Raw genomic sequence first — 15854 nt, forward strand, 5'->3', positions numbered from 1 at the left:
CAGGCCGGTTTGTGTTGCCATTCTTGATGATGGCTCCATGCTAATAACGGATGATGTAAGTAATATTGTATGGAGAGTTAGTAGGAAGAAATAAAATAACAGTTAGTGGATGACCAAAGAAATCAGCATCATAAACAGGCATCTCTCAGCATCTTCATATACACCAACCCTTTTTCTTTGGCAAAATTAATATTGGTATCGGGGATATTTTCTGGGTGCTTATAATTTTGTAAAGCTTTATCAATGCTGGCTTCACGTAATAAATGCAGCATGGGATATACAGAGCGGTTAGTGTAATTGGCTGCATCATTTTCTACAGATCCTGCAAATAAATATAAAGGATGAAAACTGGCCACTTGGTAAATGCCTTCATAGCCATTTTGCTGTAATAATTTTTCGGCTACCGAAACTATATCCAGGTAATCATCAAATTGCTGAAAGGCATTGGGAAAAATAATAAAACTGGTTTCGATAGTTACATCATCATCCATTCTCATGGCTTCCAGTAAAAAAGTCTGCAGGCAAACATTTGCATCTGTACTTACCTCCACCCGGTAATGCACAGTTTGCTGCTTTATTACTGTGGCTGCAAAAGGGCAAAAGTTGCAACCCACTACTACATCGTTAATCCATTTTTTTGTTTGTTCAATTACCTGCTGATCCGTTACCATTTATAATGCTCATTTGTATTTGTAAAGCTAACTTTATTTAGCAGTAGAAAACTTTGTAGCAGTAATAAAAAATATGGAAGTAAAGAATCTTAAGTAACTCACTTTTCAGCCTGTGGTGCAAGTGATATACTAAACACTTGCACCTTTCAATAACTTTTAATTAAGCATAATGCCTTCTTTGCAGGCTGCTTTTTCTTTGGCGCTGAATATTCCATAAATCGGCTGCTGTAAATGCTTTTGTTTGGATAACATTAAACGCCAGTGTTTCATTAACTACTGTGGTTAATTTTTTAGTTGCTGCTTTGCTTATTGCTGTGAATAAGCTGGTGTTTTGTGTGTTCATGACTTTAATTTTTAATGGTTTTAATTTTATTTGCTTTGATAACACAAAGATAGGGTGATATATGGTACTATGCAAAACAAAGTAGTATGTTATTTGGTAGTAATAGCCTTAGGACAATACCGATTTGTATAGTTAAACAATTGATAATCTATTATTTAAAGTTGTAGTATTTTACATTTTTATTAAAATCTCTATTTTTACCAATGGCAAAATAGTTGTTTAAACGGATATAAACCCGTAATAAATGCCTAATAAAATGGGACTAATGATTGATTTTTCAACGATTATTTCCATTCCATTAGAAGACTTTACAAGAACTTTTATATGTTAACTGTTCTTCAAATATTTTTTTATCATAAGCTTCCTCGGTACTTTCACCTGAATAAATTTCATACTCATGAGCCAACTATTTTCTCCTTTAACTATAAAAAATATTACACTTAAAAACCGTATTGTGGTTTCGCCAATGTGCCAGTATTCCTGCAAGGATGGTTTTGCAAACGACTGGCACTTGGTGCATCTGGGCAGTCGTGCTGTTGGTGGTGCTGCATTAATAATACAGGAAGCATCTGCTGTTTCTGCAGATGGCAGAATTACTTATGGTGATTTAGGTATTTGGAAAGATGAGCATATCGAAAAATTGAAAACTATTGTAGATTTTATACATTCCAACGGAGCCGTTGCCGGTATTCAGTTAGCACATGCAGGCCGTAAAGCAAGTTGCGAAATACCATGGCTGGGCGGCAAGCAAATTAAATCAGGCGAAAATTATTGGCAAACTGTTGCACCTTCTCCCCTTCCTTTTACTGAAGATGATATGATACCGCATGAGTTATCAAAAAATGAAATTGTGGCATTAGTAAATGATTTTAAATTAGCTGTAGTACGAGCAATAAAAGCAGGATATAAAATAATCGAAATTCATGCAGCGCATGGTTATCTTATTAACGAATTTTTATCTCCCTTAAGCAATCATCGCACGGATGAATATGGCGGTAGTTTTGAAAACCGGATAAAATTTTTAATTGAAATTATTGAAGCAATCCAAACAGTGTGGCCTTCAACAGCGCCTCTTTTTGTTCGCATTTCGGCAAGCGATTGGGCCGAGGGTGGATGGACGATTGATGACTCTGTAAAGCTTTCTTCAATTTTAAAAATTATGGGTATTGATTTAATTGATGCTTCATCAGGCGGCTGTGTGCCTTATGCAAAAATACTTGCTGCGCCGGGTTACCAGGTGCCATTTGCCGCTGCAATAAAAAAACAAACGGGTATATTAACTGGTGCAGTGGGGATAATTACCAGTACACAGCAAGCCGAAGAAATTTTAAACCAGCAGCAGGCTGATATCATAATTATGGCAAGAGAACATCTTCGTGACCCTTATTTTGCATTGCATGCAGCAAAGGAATTAGCAGAAGATATTGCATGGCCGGATCAATACGCAAGAGCAAAAAGGTAAAGTATTTTTTTGCTTATTTTTTATTTACATTGCTTTATTTACTTTCACTTTATGCCAGCAACACATCCGCACATTTTAAGGTTATTAGAATGTATAAACCTAGAAGAAAAAGAACAGGTAAAAAGATACAGTTTAGATCAGCAGCATACTTTAAAATCGTTAAAAGCCGAAGGCCTGGCGCTGCATCCCATTGTAATTACCCGTAAAAATTTTGGTTACGCCGATTATCCGGAAATAAGTTTTCGTTTAAATTTTCCTGCCGAAATAAATTTATTTAAAAATGGCGCAGCAATAGAGTGTTTTTGTACAGGAGAAGAACCGGTGAAAGGTGTACTAATAAATTTGGATGGCAAAACGGGTGAGTTCCGTTTGTTTGCTCCCGACTTTCCGGATTGGATTGAAGATGATGGAGTGGGAATAAAATTAGCACCCGACCAGCGCACTACAACCATTATGAAAACGGTGCTGAATAATTTAGAGCATAATAAAGAACAGTTTAAATTATTTCAACAATTACATGATGAGCCTTCAAGTGATAAAAATGAAATTATTATAAATGCTGTTTCTCTTTCTTTTAATAATAAAAATTTAAACGAAAGTCAGCAACAGGCTGTTAAAGCTATTTTACAAAATGAAAATATAACTATTGTACATGGCCCGCCGGGTACCGGTAAAACAACAACACTTGTTGAAGCCATTGTTCAATTAGTAAAGGCCGGAGAAAAAATTTTAGTATCGGCAGCAAGTAATACCGCTGTTGATAATATTGCTAAAGGATTAATTGCACAAAATTTAAAAGTGTTACGGGTGGGCAATACCAGTAAGGTGGATGAAACAATCTTCATGCATACGCCAGAAGGAAAATTAAACAACAGTAAACAACTGAAAGAAATTAAGCAATTAAAAATACGTGCCGAAGAATTTAGAAAGATGGCATTGAAATATAAAAGAAGTTTTGGCAAAGCAGAGAGGGAACAACGCAATCTCTTATTTAAAGAAGTAAAAAATATAAGAACCGAAATAAAAAAACTGCAGGCTTACAACGAAGAAAAGTTATATACTGAAGCAGATATAATTTTGGGAACGCCTGTTGGTTTGTATGATGCAAAAATTAATCACCTCACTTTTCATACACTTTTAATTGACGAAGCCGGGCAATGCATTGAACCATTGGCCTGGTGCATTTTTCCATTGGCGCAAAAATATGTTTTAGCAGGCGATCATTTGCAACTCCCCCCTACCGTATTAAGCAATGAAGCGGCAAGACTGGGTTTAAACAAATCTATTTTAGAAGTGAGTATTGCTACAGTTGAAAATATTTTTTTACTAAATACTCAATATCGCATGAGAGAAGCCATTGCAGGTTTTTCGAGTAATTATTTTTACAATGGTTTATTGCAATCTGCAACTCACCTCAGCAACACCGGAGCACATATTTTTTTTATTGATACTGCAGGTTCGGGTTATAATGAAAAACATGGCAGCGATGGCAGCAGTTTACAAAATGAAGGTGAATTACAAATAGTATTGAAGCTGATAGAAACAGAATCATTAGAGCCTTTGCATACAGCTTTTATTTCGCCTTATGCCGGGCAGGTTGCTGCTGCAAAAGATATATTGCCCAAACAAATGCGTATCAGTACTATCGACAGTTTTCAGGGGCAGGAAAAAGAGATCGTTATTTTATCTTTAGTAAGAAGCAATGACGATGGTGATATTGGATTTTTAAAAGACTACCGCCGTATGAATGTGGCGATTACAAGGGCCAAAGAAAAATTATTTGTAATTGGCGATAGCGCCACCATTGGCGCCGATGCATTTTATACTTCCTTTTTAAATTACATAGAAAAATACGGCACTTACAAAACAGTTTGGGAATTTGAAATGTAAACAAACTGTGAAATTTACTCCCTTAATTTCTAACATTTTTTGCTGATGGCACGGTAGTTGTTTTTATTCACTACAAGCAATTTTAAATTAAAAGCACTACAGTTTATCCATACAATTTTACCTCATTTATTTATTCATTTTTTAAAAAATTACCACTATGAAAAAAATTGGTATAATGTTATGTGCTGCAACTATTATTGCAACGAGTGCATTTATTGCCCGTAAGAATACAACGTCGGGTATTAACGGAACTATAACACCTGCAGATGGAGCCAGTAAAGTATGGGCTATCAGTGGAAAAGATTCTGTCGCTGCTGTACTTGCTGCAGGCAAATTTTCTTTAAATGTAAAACCTGGTAGCTGGAAGGTATATGTACAGGCAACTAAAGGCTATAAAGATGCGGCAGTAGAAAATATAGTGGTGGAAAATGACCGCTATACAGATGCCGGTGAAATTAAACTTACATCGGATAAGTAATGAACTAATGTAAACGCCCCGGTTTTGTTTAGAGATCTAAGTCGTGTCTGCAGTAATGGTAATGCAATTGGAATAATATTGCAGTACTATTGGCAGGACACGGCTTTTTTATTTTCAATTAATTCTTGGCCTTCTTACAACATTATCAATAAAGAAGCATAAAAAAATTAATACTAAATATTGAGGGTAACTATTATAAACAATACATAGTTTACAAAGTTAATAAAGCATATTAGGGTGGAGCCGAATTGAAACAATCAGCAGCATCAATTTTATTGTACTGAAACTCTGGGTTTTATGAACAAAGTGAAATTATTGTTCTTGATATTTTCGTAAACGAAAAATCAGTAGCATTGCACAAGACAGAGTACTAATTCCCCAACTTCAGCAAATTGCACTTTTGCAACAAATGGTTTGAGAAATGAAGGTTCAAAAATTATAATTTAAAAGTTACCTCACACTTCTTGAACTCCTGTAATTATTATTTGCCGCCTGCGACATAGTTACTGAACGGGCACATGATGCGAAAACAAAAGCAATAACTAAAAGTGTAAAAAGAGTTTTCATAAAAGATATTTTAGGTGGATTAAAGAAATAAATGCTACTGTAAAAGTAAAACATCCACCCAATATTTTTATGAGGGAAACTAAGCAATTTTATTAGTAAATGTACCTGTGGCAACTACTGTGCGTAAATAATAATATCTTCTTTTTCAAAATGTTGCATTATTTATATCAAAACGAATAAGCAATACTTCTACCTGGCACAAAATAAATCATTACTTCAACCGCTCCTGGTTTTCTATTCCGGTTACTTTTGCAGGCGGCGCAGTTTTATCAATACTGATGTTAAAATTATTGTACTTCCAGTCTTCAATATATTCCATAGTGCCTAACACTGCTGCAGAAATTTTGCTATCTGTGAACACAAAATTTTTAAGAGTGGATTGCGGATAACCCACAGCATCGAAAACAATTTTTGCATGTGTGGCAGTGATATTGCTGATGTAAAAATTCTTTGCAGCAGGAATGCCTTTCTCCGGCGGTGTAACTTTTTGCAACATCGATTTCCAGTGATCAGGAATAGAATCGTACACATAACCTTTGGGCAATTCGGAATAACTGTACGCCGGATACCAGTTTAAATTAAATTGAAAAACATTACGTACAGAATCCAATACACAGTTTTGAAAATAAATTTCTTCCACTACACCACCACGGGTAAAGGCAGATTTTATTCTTAAACCATTGTCGGTATGTTTGGCATATAAATCGGTTGCTAAAATATGATGAATGCCGCCGGAAGTTTCGCTGCCCAATGTTACAAGGCCTGCTCCTCTCCTTGCAATACTTTTTTTAATTACCACATAAGCTGTAGGTTTATTTACCCTCAAACCATCCCAATCTCTGCCTGCTTTTAAACAAAAATTATCATCGTTACAATCAATATCGCAATTTTGTATCAACACCCATGTTGATGAATCAATATCAATACCATCTGTACTTGGCCCGCTGCCATCTTCATTATTTTTTATCACCACTCCATCAACAGTTATTTGTTTGCTGTATAATAATTGCACCGTCCAAAAGCCGGCATTTTTAAAAGTGAGGTCTTTAACAGAAATGTTTTCTGAATTTTGTACCAGTACTGTTCTTACTCTCTTTACATCATAGTCCACAATCCAGCGCAAGCCTTTTGCATCATAGTCTTTACGGGTAGCCCAATATTTATCCCAGCAAAATTTACCTCTTGCATTTACAATGCCTTTGCCGGTTAAGGCTGCATTTTTTACATCAATTAAATTTATTAATGCTGCAGGCCATACCATTTCCAATCCGGCAATTCTTGTATTAATGTCTGGGTAATCGACAAAATTTTGTGAACCCAATATTAAAACGCCTTTATCAATTTGCAATACCACATTGCTTTTAATAAAGATGCTGCCGCTTACATAAGTGCCGGGTTTAAAAGTTACCATGCCGCCGCCATGGGCTGCACAGGCATCAATAGCTTTTTGAATGGCTTTGGTGTTTATGGTTACAGTATCGCTTAAGGCACCATAATCATTTACACTAAATATTTTTTTAGAAGTTAGAAAAGATTTTGCACCAACTTTATTTACCCAATCCATTTTTGGGTTTTGTGAAAAAGCATTCAGAGAGAGTAAAAGTAAAACAGGAAAAATACTTTTCAGTGCGGTTAGTGTCTTTATCATTGCAAACAATTGTTAAGCTTGTAAAGTACACTATAAAGATTTAGCCGGTATCCTGTTGTATCCTGACAGGAAAAATATATTATTTACTGCATGCTATTTCTTCATGATGCGTTTACGATGCTGCACTCCCCATGCCCGTAATTCTGAAATTACTTTATCCAGCGAACTGCCATAATCTGTAAGTGAATATTCTACTTTTACCGGTACGGTATCATAAACAGTACGCTTTACCAATTGATTTTGCTCCAGGTCACGTAACTCTTTCGATAACATCTTATCAGTAATGCCCTGTATTTCTGTTGCCATTTCTTTAAATCGTTTATTACCGAAAGATAGAGAAATGATAATAGGTATTTTCCATTTACCATTTAAAAAATCCAATGCATCCCTTACCGGCAATAACATACTTGCACATTGTTTTGGATCGTGCTGTTGTTTTTTTATTACTGTGGCCATGATAAATATTTTTTTACTATCCCAGAGTATAGTGCTATACTTTAGGATAGTGCTATATAAAGTATAGTAAATGTACATAAGTTTGCACTATCAAACAAATTTTCACCAACAAAAATAAAAATGAAAAAGAATAAAATAATTTACTGGGTTGCCACGGGTATTATTGCGGTGATGATGGTTTTCAGTGCGTACAACTATTTATTCAACCCACAAATGGCTGAAGGCTTTAAACACCTCGGCTTTTCAGATAATTTTAGAATTGAACTGGCTATAGCAAAAATTTTAGGTGCATTTGTTTTAATTATTCCTGCTATTCCAGTAACAATAAAAGAATGGGCTTATGCAGGTTTTGGTATCACCTTTATTTCGGCAAGTATTGCACACGCCAGCAGTGGTGATGCGGCTGCCATGGTTATAACACCAATATTTTTTTTGGCAGTTTTAATTGTATCAAATATTTACCTTAAAAAACAACACCAACTTTCAGTAGCAAGCTAATACCTCATCAAACATTGCAGTTAATAACAAATATTTAAAAAAATAAAAAATGGAACTAATAGAAAATTTAAACTGGCGCTACGCTGTAAAAAGAATGACCGGTGCGAAAGTGCCTCAACAAAAAGTAAATAGCATTTTAGAAGCCGCCCGTTTATCAGCTTCTTCTGCAGGTATGCAACCGTACAAGATTATTGTGGTAGAGGGGGGTGAACTAAAAAAGCAATTGCAACCATTGGCATTTAACCAACCACAAATTACAGAAGCATCACACCTGCTTATTTTTGCAGCTTTTGAAAAAATAACGGCACAGGACATTGACGATTTTATTACACTGCAAGCCACTGTAAAAAATGTTGCACCAGAAAGTTTAGCTGTTTTTAAAGACCGGCTGGTTACCTCTATCCTACACAGAACAGAAGAAGAAAATTTTAACTGGGCCGCAAGGCAGGCATACATAGCTTTAGGAACTTCACTTATTGCTGCCACTAACGAAGCTGTTGATGCTACACCAATGGAAGGCTTTGACCCAGCTGCATTTGACGAATTATTAGGCTTGAAAAAACTGGGATTAAAAAGCATTGCTATGCTGGTACTGGGATACCGTGACGAAGCGAATGATTTTTTAGCTAAAGCGCCAAAAGTGAGAAAACTAATGAAAGATTTTGTAGTAAATATTTAATCTTACTTATCATTTACGTAGGTTTTTCTGTATTTATTTTTATAGTAAAAGCTATGTTGACTTTGCCAATAACAGCATTTAGCAAATAATGTTAAGATTAATGAGTATAGTAGAAAAGCCAGTTGAATTTTGACGGCAACGATTTTAATTTATCTTTGTGTCATTACTACACGTTTTGACAACAGCTACTACTTTAATACCCGCATATTCTAAACTGCAAATTCGTATTGCAGTTTCTGTTTTCTTTTTTTGCCAGGGCATTTGTTTTGCCAGCTGGGCCAGCAGGATACCGGATTTAAAAACATCTTTGCATTTAAGCGAAGCTGCATTAGGCAGTATTTTATTAGGCCTGCCCATCGGGCAAATACTCACCATGCCTTTTAGCGGCAGGGCGGTAACAAGGTTTGGCAGCAAAGCAGTTTTGCGTATTGCAGCAATTTGTTATGCCATTGCATTAACTAATATTGGACTGGCAACAAAGCCCTGGCATTTGGCATTATGCCTTTTTATGTTTGGTGTGTGCGGTAACCTCTGCAATATTTCGGTAAACACACAGGGTGTAAATGCAGAGGCGATGTATGGCCGTTCCATCATGTCGTCGTTTCATGGTGTATGGAGTACATCTGGTTTTACCGGTGCCATACTTGGCTGGCTGATGATGAAATTAAATGTATCGCCTTATTTACATTTTTGTATTGTTGCTGCTTTTGTAATATTGCTCGAACTTTATTTTATAAAATTTTTGCTGCACACTGTTACTAATAAGAATGCGTCATCTTTTAAAACAATACGGCTTCCGCAGGGATTGTTATTAAAACTGGGTATCATTGGTTTTTGCTGCCTCAGTTGCGAAGGTTGCATGTTCGACTGGAGTGGTGTTTATTTTAAACAGGTGGTAAAGGCTGATGGCTCGTTAGTTTCACTGGGTTACGCAGCTTTTATGATTGCTATGGCAACGGGCCGTTTTACCGGCGATAAACTGGCAGAAAAATTCAGCAGAAAAAAAATGGTGCAAATAAGTGGGGTACTTATTTTTTGCGGAATGATGCTTGCCGTTTTATTGCCACAATTAATTACAGCTACGGTTGGTTTTTTACTGGTGGGCTTTGGCGTTAGCAGCATTGTGCCGCTCATCTTCAGCACTGCTGCTAAAGCGCCAAATATTCCCAGTGGCATTGCTATCGCAACAGTTAGCAGTATTGGGTTTTTAGGTTTTTTAATGGGGCCGCCACTAATTGGTTATATAGCGCAGCTTGCAGGCCTCCAATATTCTTTTATGACGATTGCATTTTTAGGTTTAGGTATAAGTTTTATGATTAGTAAGGTGAAGGAGATTGGATAGCATTAATATTTTACCCTGTACCTGATTGCTTTTTTTTCATCAAATAATATATCGATGTAGTACAAAGAATTTTCTTTAACTACATAATCGAATTTATAAATATTGTTAGACTGCTGCGATTTGCCCGAAAATAACATCTCTGTGTTTCTGTAATTATTAGTGGTAACATGTATCTTTTGTACTTGGTAATTACAAGTAAATTCAAAATGTATAGTATCTCCAACTTTACTTTTTATTACACCACTGTCGGGTAAATTTCTTTCAATATTAATTGATAATTCTCCAGGATAAAAATAAGGGGCATTAAAAAAAGATTCCTTTGTAGCATTACTTTCTAAAATCCATTTAGCATCTTTAGGATGATGATTGCGTGCAAATTTATTTAAAGGTGTTAACCAATAATAGTTCTGATATTGTTTTACAAATTCGTATGGCTTTCCTGTTTCTTCATTTACTTTTACACCACCAGATGCCCATGTTGCATCACATACAAAAGTTTCATCTCCCATTTTTACAATGTTCCAGTCATGAGTTACATTTAAAGGTATCCCAATATGCTGAGGTCCCATTTTTGTATATCCAGGTATCATTTCATTTTGAATACCAATAATGTTGCACATTTTCTTAAACAGAAATGAATACCCGCTGCATACTGCTTTCTTTGTGCTAAGTACATGTTCCAGTACTCCATTTTCCCATTCAAGCCTTGCCTGGGCACAAGTTTCTTTATTTCCCTTGCAGGAAAAGTGCCTCCATCTATCATCGCCGCTATTTGATAATTTATAATCATATTCAATATTATCGGTTATCCATATAAATATTGACCGAAGTTTGGAAATACTGTCGGCATACGGAATGGTTAATTTATTGGTTAAGGCAGCCAAATCGGTATCATACTTTACCGAACGGGCAAAATTATCAACCAGTTGAAAATTGAGGTTATTGAATTTGTTTTGAGAAAACTATTTGTTTGCAGAATAAAAAGCAAAAGAATAAAAATTAACATTCGTTGGTGCATAGATGAAAGGGATTTAAATGGGTAGTGATTGTGTAAATTTTAATTAATTATTCTTAGTTAAGATTAAATATAATAAACTATACTGACAATCTGCAGAAGCAGATTATCCGGTTCTAAATATAGAGGAGGCCGCTTAATCAAAATAAATGCTTTAGTCTGTCTTACTGCCTGTAAAATTCCTGAACTTAATTTCGATGAATTTCAACGGGTTGGAAAGTATTATCATTTATTTTTTTAATCGTTTTTATAAAAATCTAGTACCTGCACCCTGAAATTATATTCATACTTTGCCTGTGTTAAATTTATTTTTGCCCTGTCAAGATTATTTTTTGTAATAAGATATTCAGCTGAATTTATTACACCAGTGTTAAACCTCACTTCGGCAGCCCGGAAAGATTCTTCAAAATTTAATACCTGCTCTGTAAGTACTTTATATTTTTCATAAGATGCCGTCATATTAAGATGCGCCTGCTCAACATTTTGTTTTAATAGAAGTTTCGCATTGTCTGCATCCAGTTGTGTGTTTTTAAAATTGATTGTTGCCAGCTTAATATTATTTTTTGTTTGAAAACCATTGAATAAAGGTATTTGCATATTGATGCCCACAAAAGTTCCTAAATTATTATTCAATTGTTTTGCATAGCCCGTTTTGTAAGCATCAAAATTTTGTTGTTTTCTTAAAACTGCATTTTGATTGCCGCCTATCACTACATAACTGCCGGTTTGTATTTCGGTAATATTGGTAGGCGTTAAACTTTGCGCCAGGCTGGAGTAATTGCTGCCGACATTTCCAACTAAAGTTATTCGTGGAAAAAATCCGGCACGGGAAACATTAATGGCTTTATCTGCACTTTTTACTTTTAAGTCATTAGCTTTTATTAAAGCAAAATTTTGCAAAGCGTTTTGATACACTTCCGTTGCAGTGCTTGCATAAACTTCAGCAGGCAACTCCACTCCTGTTTTTTCCAACTGCAATTCACTGTTGTACTCTTTGTTCATCAACTGGCATAAACTTAGTTTTGATTGCTGCAATGCTGTTGATGAATTGATGATGGCAATTTGTTCATTGGCTAATTGTCCTTTAAGATCGGCCAAAAGGTAATTGGCAGATGCTCCTTCTTTAACCAATATACTCATTCTTTCTACCTGCTTTTTGGTAACTTCTGCCTGTGCTCTGCCGGTTTCTAAAACATCATTGTTACTTAATACCTGCAGGTAAGCCAGTATAACATTAAGTGTAAGATTATCTTTTGACTGTTGCAAATCCATTTGAAAAGCACTGTAAGCAAAATTATTTTGTTTAATTAAATTTTGCAAACGCATACCATTAAAAAGTGTTATGCCGCTGCTGAGGTTAACATTGGATGATGATAATTGCTGGTTAATATAATTATTGGTAAGCGGATCTACGTTTCTTCCCTGGTTTAAACCATATCCAAAGCCTGCATTTAAATCTGGCAGCAGGTTTGCTTTAGCCTGTTTTACATTTACTGCTGCAGCATCAGCTTGAAAACCAGCCTGCTTTACCGGTATATTATTTTTTAAAGCCGTATCAATGCATTGCTTTAAAGTCATTTTATTTTCCTGTGCAAAAATATTTACAGAAAAAAATAAAAACCCTGCACATAAAATTCTGCTTCGCATGTTGTTTATTTTTATGATTACTATTTTATTTTTTTTAAACTGTTTGCTCATTTTCCATTCTTCCATCCAGCAGGTTAATAATCCTGGAGCCATAAGTGGCATTTTTTTCTGAATGCGTTACCTGTATAATAGTAACGCCTTCATTATTTAACTGCTTGAATAAGTCCATAATTTCTTCGCCCTGTTTACTGTTAAGGTTACCCGTTGGTTCATCTGCCAGCAATAATTTTGGTTTTGCAATTAGTGCTCTTGCTATGCCTACTAACTGCTGCTGCCCTCCGGATAATTGTGCAGGAAAAAGATCTTTCTTTCCAACAATGTTAAAACGGTCAAGCATATCTGCTACCATTGCTTTTCGCTCTGTCGCTTTTAGATCCTGGTAAATAAGCGGTGTCTCAATATTTTCATACACCGTTAATTCATCAATCAGGTGATACTGCTGAAATACAAACCCGATATACTGTTTGTATAATTGTGCTTTTTGTTTTTCTTTCAATTTGTGTACACCCTCGTGCAGAAAATTATATTCTCCCTCGTCAAATCCATCCAGCATACCAATTACATTCAGCAACGTTGACTTGCCCGAACCCGATGGCCCCATAATGGAAATAAATTCTCCTTCCTGAACATCAAGGTTAATATCTTTTAATAAAAATACCCTGCTGCCGCCAACGGTTACCCATTTAAAAATTTTCTTTAGATTTAATAACATAGTTTTTGTTTTTTTAATTTTATTCCGATCTTAAATTTTTTACCGGGTTAGCTACTGCAGCCTTATAAGTTTGTGATATAATTGTAAAAAGGCCGATACTTAATAAGAATAAAAAACACCCTATCACATTTACAAAACCAAAAGATATCCTTTCAGTAAAATTCTGTAAAAACATTGTTGCCAGTAACCACCCGACAGGCATTGCAATTAACCCGGCAATAAGTAATAATTTTATAAACCCCTTTGATAATATTTTCACCAGCTGCACTTCATTAGCCCCTATAATTTTTCTTATACTTATTTCCTTACCCTTTACTTCCACGGTATAAATTACAAGGCCTAATAATCCTAAACTGGCAATTGCCAAAGCTATAAAACCCAAAAAGCCCAGCAATGATACCGTTGCAGTTTGAGAATTGCTGTTATCCAGGTCATCATCTAACCAGCTGGCACTAAAAGGTTGAATTGAGGGTAAACCCGACAATGCTTTTTTAACACGATCTTCTATTGCTTTTTTATCTGCTGTTTCAGTTTGCACATACAAAAAGTTGTACGCATTTTTTTTATTTCTAAAAGCCAGTGGAACAATTGGCCTTCCTGACCCTTCATAATTAAAATCTTTCAGCACTCCTGTAATTTCCAGTTGAGCCGAATCGTTTATCCATACTTTTTGCCCCACCGCTTTATCCGGCATTACAAAGCCCAGGGCATGCGCCGCTTTTTCATTTAAAATAATGTATTGCTCCTTTTCTTCATCAGCATAAGTAGTAGTAAAATTTTTACCTGCAACAAATCTAAACTGCATAGCTGATGCAAACTTTTCATCCGCATAATAATAGTTGATACCTAAAGCATCATTTTTATTGCTTAACCACACAGGCATGCTCATACCACTAAAACGTTTACTGAATTTTGCAGATGATGCAGTTACAGATTTTACACCACTTACCGCAGCTATTTTTTCCACCGCTATTTTATCATCAATCCCATTTACAGGAACCACCATTACATTATCTTTTTTAAAACCCGGATCGGCCTGCGCCATAAAAGAGAATTGCCTGTAAAACACAAACAAGAAAATTATTAATACCAGCGAAAGACTATATTGAAAAACAATAAGCGATTTTTGGAGTCCTATCTTTCCCATGATCTTTGCGGTAGATAAATTCTTTAAAATCCGTAATGGTTTAAATGCAGATAATATCCAGGCGGGTGACGAGCCTGCAAGTAAGCCAGTAAATATCGCATAAACAACAGACCAACCAATGTAGTTAAGATTATAATGAAAGGTAGATGGAATAAATTCATAGTCGTCGTTAAAAGGAGCATAACGAACTATTGCTGCAAGTATAATCCATGCTAAGCCAAGTGCCAGCAATGAAAGTAAAACTGATTCGAAAATATATTGCGTAAATATTTGCGAACGTTTGGCACCAACTATTTTACGTACACCTACTTCTTTAGCTCTTGTTAATGCACGTGCAACAGTAAGGTTTGTATAATTAAAACACGCCGCCAGTAAAATAAGTAACGACATGCCTGCTTCGGTATAAATTTTTCCCCAGGAACTTCCATGGCCAATATTATTTTCCAGCCGATCGGTACCCGGCGTAATACTGTTTAATGATTGCAAATTAAATGCACTGACGCCTTCTTTGTTATTGCTGTTCATTTCATTTGTAATTGCATTCAGTTGCGATTGAAGAGCAGATTTACTAATCCCCTTTTTCAATACAACATAAGTGTAAGCACTATTAAATGCATACCAGTTGTTAGATTTTTCCGGCAGTACTTTATCTTTTTCCATTTGCGTTACAGTGCTGTAAGAAGCATACGCATCAAAATCAATATGAGATTTTCCGGGCTTATCATTCAACACACCGGTAACAATAAAATTTGTACCTGTTGGCATTTGAAGCATTTTACCAATCGGATTGCCGCTTCCAAAAAACTTTTCTGCAGTGGTTTTATTTATTACAATACTATTAGGCATTTGCAGTGCTGTTTCAGTATTACCTGCTGCCAACGAAAAACCAAATACTTTAAAAAAAGAAGGCCCGGTAAAAGCCGCAGCAATATAAATTTCTTTACCAGCCGCAGTAGCTTTACCATTTAGTGCCGGATAAATATTTACACTGCTCTCTATTGTATTATCATATTTTTCTAATGCTCCCATCAATGGTAAAGGAGTGCTGGCCATTTGCCATTTTTCTTTATCCTTTTTATCATATGCAGAAGTAATACGGTAAGTACGGGCGGATGACGGATGAAATTTATCATAACTCAATTCATCCTGCAGGCGTATCATTATCATGAGGCCGACAGACATGCTAAGCCCCAACCCAAAAATATTGATAAATGAGGTAAGCCTGTTCCTCAACAAATTTCTTAAAGCGATCTTAATATAACTTTTTAACATAATGATTTTTTAATGCAGTTTACCTTT

At 35.5% G+C, this 15854-nt stretch carries 14 protein-coding genes; 6 read left to right on the forward strand and 8 right to left on the reverse strand.

Annotated features, from left to right (window positions below):
* Positions 1–128: 128 nt before the first annotated feature.
* Positions 129–671 carry a DUF1415 domain-containing protein gene (locus ACY651_RS01875; RefSeq protein WP_462249138.1) on the reverse strand — a complete coding sequence of 181 codons (543 nt, stop codon included), beginning with the start codon at positions 669–671 and terminating at the stop codon, positions 129–131.
* Positions 672–831: 160 nt separating this feature from the next.
* Entirely contained in the window at positions 832–1014 is a 183-nt protein-coding gene (locus ACY651_RS01880; protein ID WP_462249140.1) for a hypothetical protein, read from the reverse strand.
* Between the two features lie 397 nt (positions 1015–1411).
* On the opposite strand from ACY651_RS01880, the gene namA reads away from it, so the two are divergent.
* The 3 genes from namA to ACY651_RS01895 all read left to right on the forward strand — a co-directional run bounded on the left by namA (position 1412) and on the right by ACY651_RS01895 (position 4844).
* Entirely contained in the window at positions 1412–2476 is a 1065-nt protein-coding gene (namA, locus tag ACY651_RS01885; RefSeq protein ID WP_462249142.1) for an NADPH dehydrogenase NamA, read from the forward strand.
* Positions 2477–2527: 51 nt separating this feature from the next.
* A complete protein-coding gene (locus tag ACY651_RS01890; protein ID WP_462249144.1) occupies positions 2528–4366 on the forward strand; it encodes an AAA domain-containing protein in 1839 nt (612 codons plus the stop codon).
* 157 nt (positions 4367–4523) lie between these two features.
* Complete coding sequence (locus ACY651_RS01895) at positions 4524–4844, forward strand: carboxypeptidase regulatory-like domain-containing protein (protein ID WP_462249146.1); 321 nt, start codon at positions 4524–4526, stop codon at positions 4842–4844.
* A 778-nt stretch (positions 4845–5622) separates the two neighbouring features.
* Here ACY651_RS01895 and ACY651_RS01900 read toward each other — a convergent pair.
* Both ACY651_RS01900 and ACY651_RS01905 read right to left on the reverse strand, forming a co-directional pair.
* A complete protein-coding gene (locus ACY651_RS01900; protein WP_462249148.1) occupies positions 5623–7059 on the reverse strand; it encodes a glycoside hydrolase family 28 protein in 1437 nt (478 codons plus the stop codon).
* A gap of 93 nt (positions 7060–7152) precedes the next feature.
* Entirely contained in the window at positions 7153–7515 is a 363-nt protein-coding gene (locus ACY651_RS01905; protein WP_462249150.1) for a winged helix-turn-helix transcriptional regulator, read from the reverse strand.
* Positions 7516–7635: 120 nt separating this feature from the next.
* On the opposite strand from ACY651_RS01905, the gene ACY651_RS01910 reads away from it, so the two are divergent.
* From ACY651_RS01910 to ACY651_RS01920, 3 genes are all read left to right on the forward strand, one after another.
* Positions 7636–8013, forward strand: a complete 378-nt coding sequence (locus ACY651_RS01910; RefSeq protein WP_462249152.1) for a DoxX family protein — start codon at positions 7636–7638, stop codon at positions 8011–8013.
* A 49-nt stretch (positions 8014–8062) separates the two neighbouring features.
* Complete coding sequence (locus ACY651_RS01915) at positions 8063–8692, forward strand: nitroreductase family protein (protein ID WP_462249154.1); 630 nt, start codon at positions 8063–8065, stop codon at positions 8690–8692.
* A gap of 157 nt (positions 8693–8849) precedes the next feature.
* Positions 8850–10034, forward strand: a complete 1185-nt coding sequence (locus ACY651_RS01920; RefSeq protein ID WP_462249156.1) for an MFS transporter — start codon at positions 8850–8852, stop codon at positions 10032–10034.
* Positions 10035–10036: 2 nt separating this feature from the next.
* Here ACY651_RS01920 and ACY651_RS01925 read toward each other — a convergent pair whose 3' ends face one another.
* The 4 genes from ACY651_RS01925 to ACY651_RS01940 all read right to left on the reverse strand — a co-directional run bounded on the left by ACY651_RS01925 (position 10037) and on the right by ACY651_RS01940 (position 15827).
* Entirely contained in the window at positions 10037–10918 is an 882-nt protein-coding gene (locus tag ACY651_RS01925; RefSeq protein ID WP_462249158.1) for a transglutaminase domain-containing protein, read from the reverse strand.
* Positions 10919–11286: 368 nt separating this feature from the next.
* The gene (locus ACY651_RS01930; RefSeq protein ID WP_462249160.1) at positions 11287–12789 is read right to left on the reverse strand and encodes a TolC family protein; all 1503 of its coding nucleotides are present in this window, start codon (positions 12787–12789) and stop codon (positions 11287–11289) included.
* On the reverse strand, positions 12731–13408 hold the full coding sequence (locus ACY651_RS01935; RefSeq protein WP_462249162.1) for an ABC transporter ATP-binding protein: 678 nt from the start codon (positions 13406–13408) through the stop codon (positions 12731–12733). The genes ACY651_RS01930 and ACY651_RS01935 overlap by 59 nt, the downstream gene beginning before the upstream one ends.
* 19 nt (positions 13409–13427) lie before the next feature.
* Entirely contained in the window at positions 13428–15827 is a 2400-nt protein-coding gene (locus ACY651_RS01940; protein ID WP_462249164.1) for an ABC transporter permease, read from the reverse strand.
* Positions 15828–15854: the final 27 nt, after the last annotated feature.

Origin of the sequence: Ferruginibacter sp. (genome assembly GCF_031391665.1) — a bacterium.
Lineage (GTDB): Bacteria > Bacteroidota > Bacteroidia > Chitinophagales > Chitinophagaceae > Ferruginibacter.

What these genes read in the sequence shown, in the direction of transcription:
- ACY651_RS01935 (WP_462249162.1), bottom strand. Translation starts at nt 13,408, where the DNA reads ATGTTATTAAATCTAAAGAAAATTTTTAAATGGGTAACCGTTGGCGGC.
- ACY651_RS01890 (WP_462249144.1), top strand. Translation starts at nt 2,528, where the DNA reads ATGCCAGCAACACATCCGCACATTTTAAGGTTATTAGAATGTATAAAC.
- ACY651_RS01875 (WP_462249138.1), bottom strand. Translation starts at nt 671, where the DNA reads ATGGTAACGGATCAGCAGGTAATTGAACAAACAAAAAAATGGATTAAC.
- ACY651_RS01900 (WP_462249148.1), bottom strand. Translation starts at nt 7,059, where the DNA reads ATGATAAAGACACTAACCGCACTGAAAAGTATTTTTCCTGTTTTACTT.
- ACY651_RS01905 (WP_462249150.1), bottom strand. Translation starts at nt 7,515, where the DNA reads ATGGCCACAGTAATAAAAAAACAACAGCACGATCCAAAACAATGTGCA.
- ACY651_RS01895 (WP_462249146.1), top strand. Translation starts at nt 4,524, where the DNA reads ATGAAAAAAATTGGTATAATGTTATGTGCTGCAACTATTATTGCAACG.
- namA (WP_462249142.1), top strand. Translation starts at nt 1,412, where the DNA reads ATGAGCCAACTATTTTCTCCTTTAACTATAAAAAATATTACACTTAAA.
- ACY651_RS01880 (WP_462249140.1), bottom strand. Translation starts at nt 1,014, where the DNA reads ATGAACACACAAAACACCAGCTTATTCACAGCAATAAGCAAAGCAGCA.
- ACY651_RS01930 (WP_462249160.1), bottom strand. Translation starts at nt 12,789, where the DNA reads ATGGCTCCAGGATTATTAACCTGCTGGATGGAAGAATGGAAAATGAGC.
- ACY651_RS01915 (WP_462249154.1), top strand. Translation starts at nt 8,063, where the DNA reads ATGGAACTAATAGAAAATTTAAACTGGCGCTACGCTGTAAAAAGAATG.
- ACY651_RS01940 (WP_462249164.1), bottom strand. Translation starts at nt 15,827, where the DNA reads ATGTTAAAAAGTTATATTAAGATCGCTTTAAGAAATTTGTTGAGGAAC.
- ACY651_RS01910 (WP_462249152.1), top strand. Translation starts at nt 7,636, where the DNA reads ATGAAAAAGAATAAAATAATTTACTGGGTTGCCACGGGTATTATTGCG.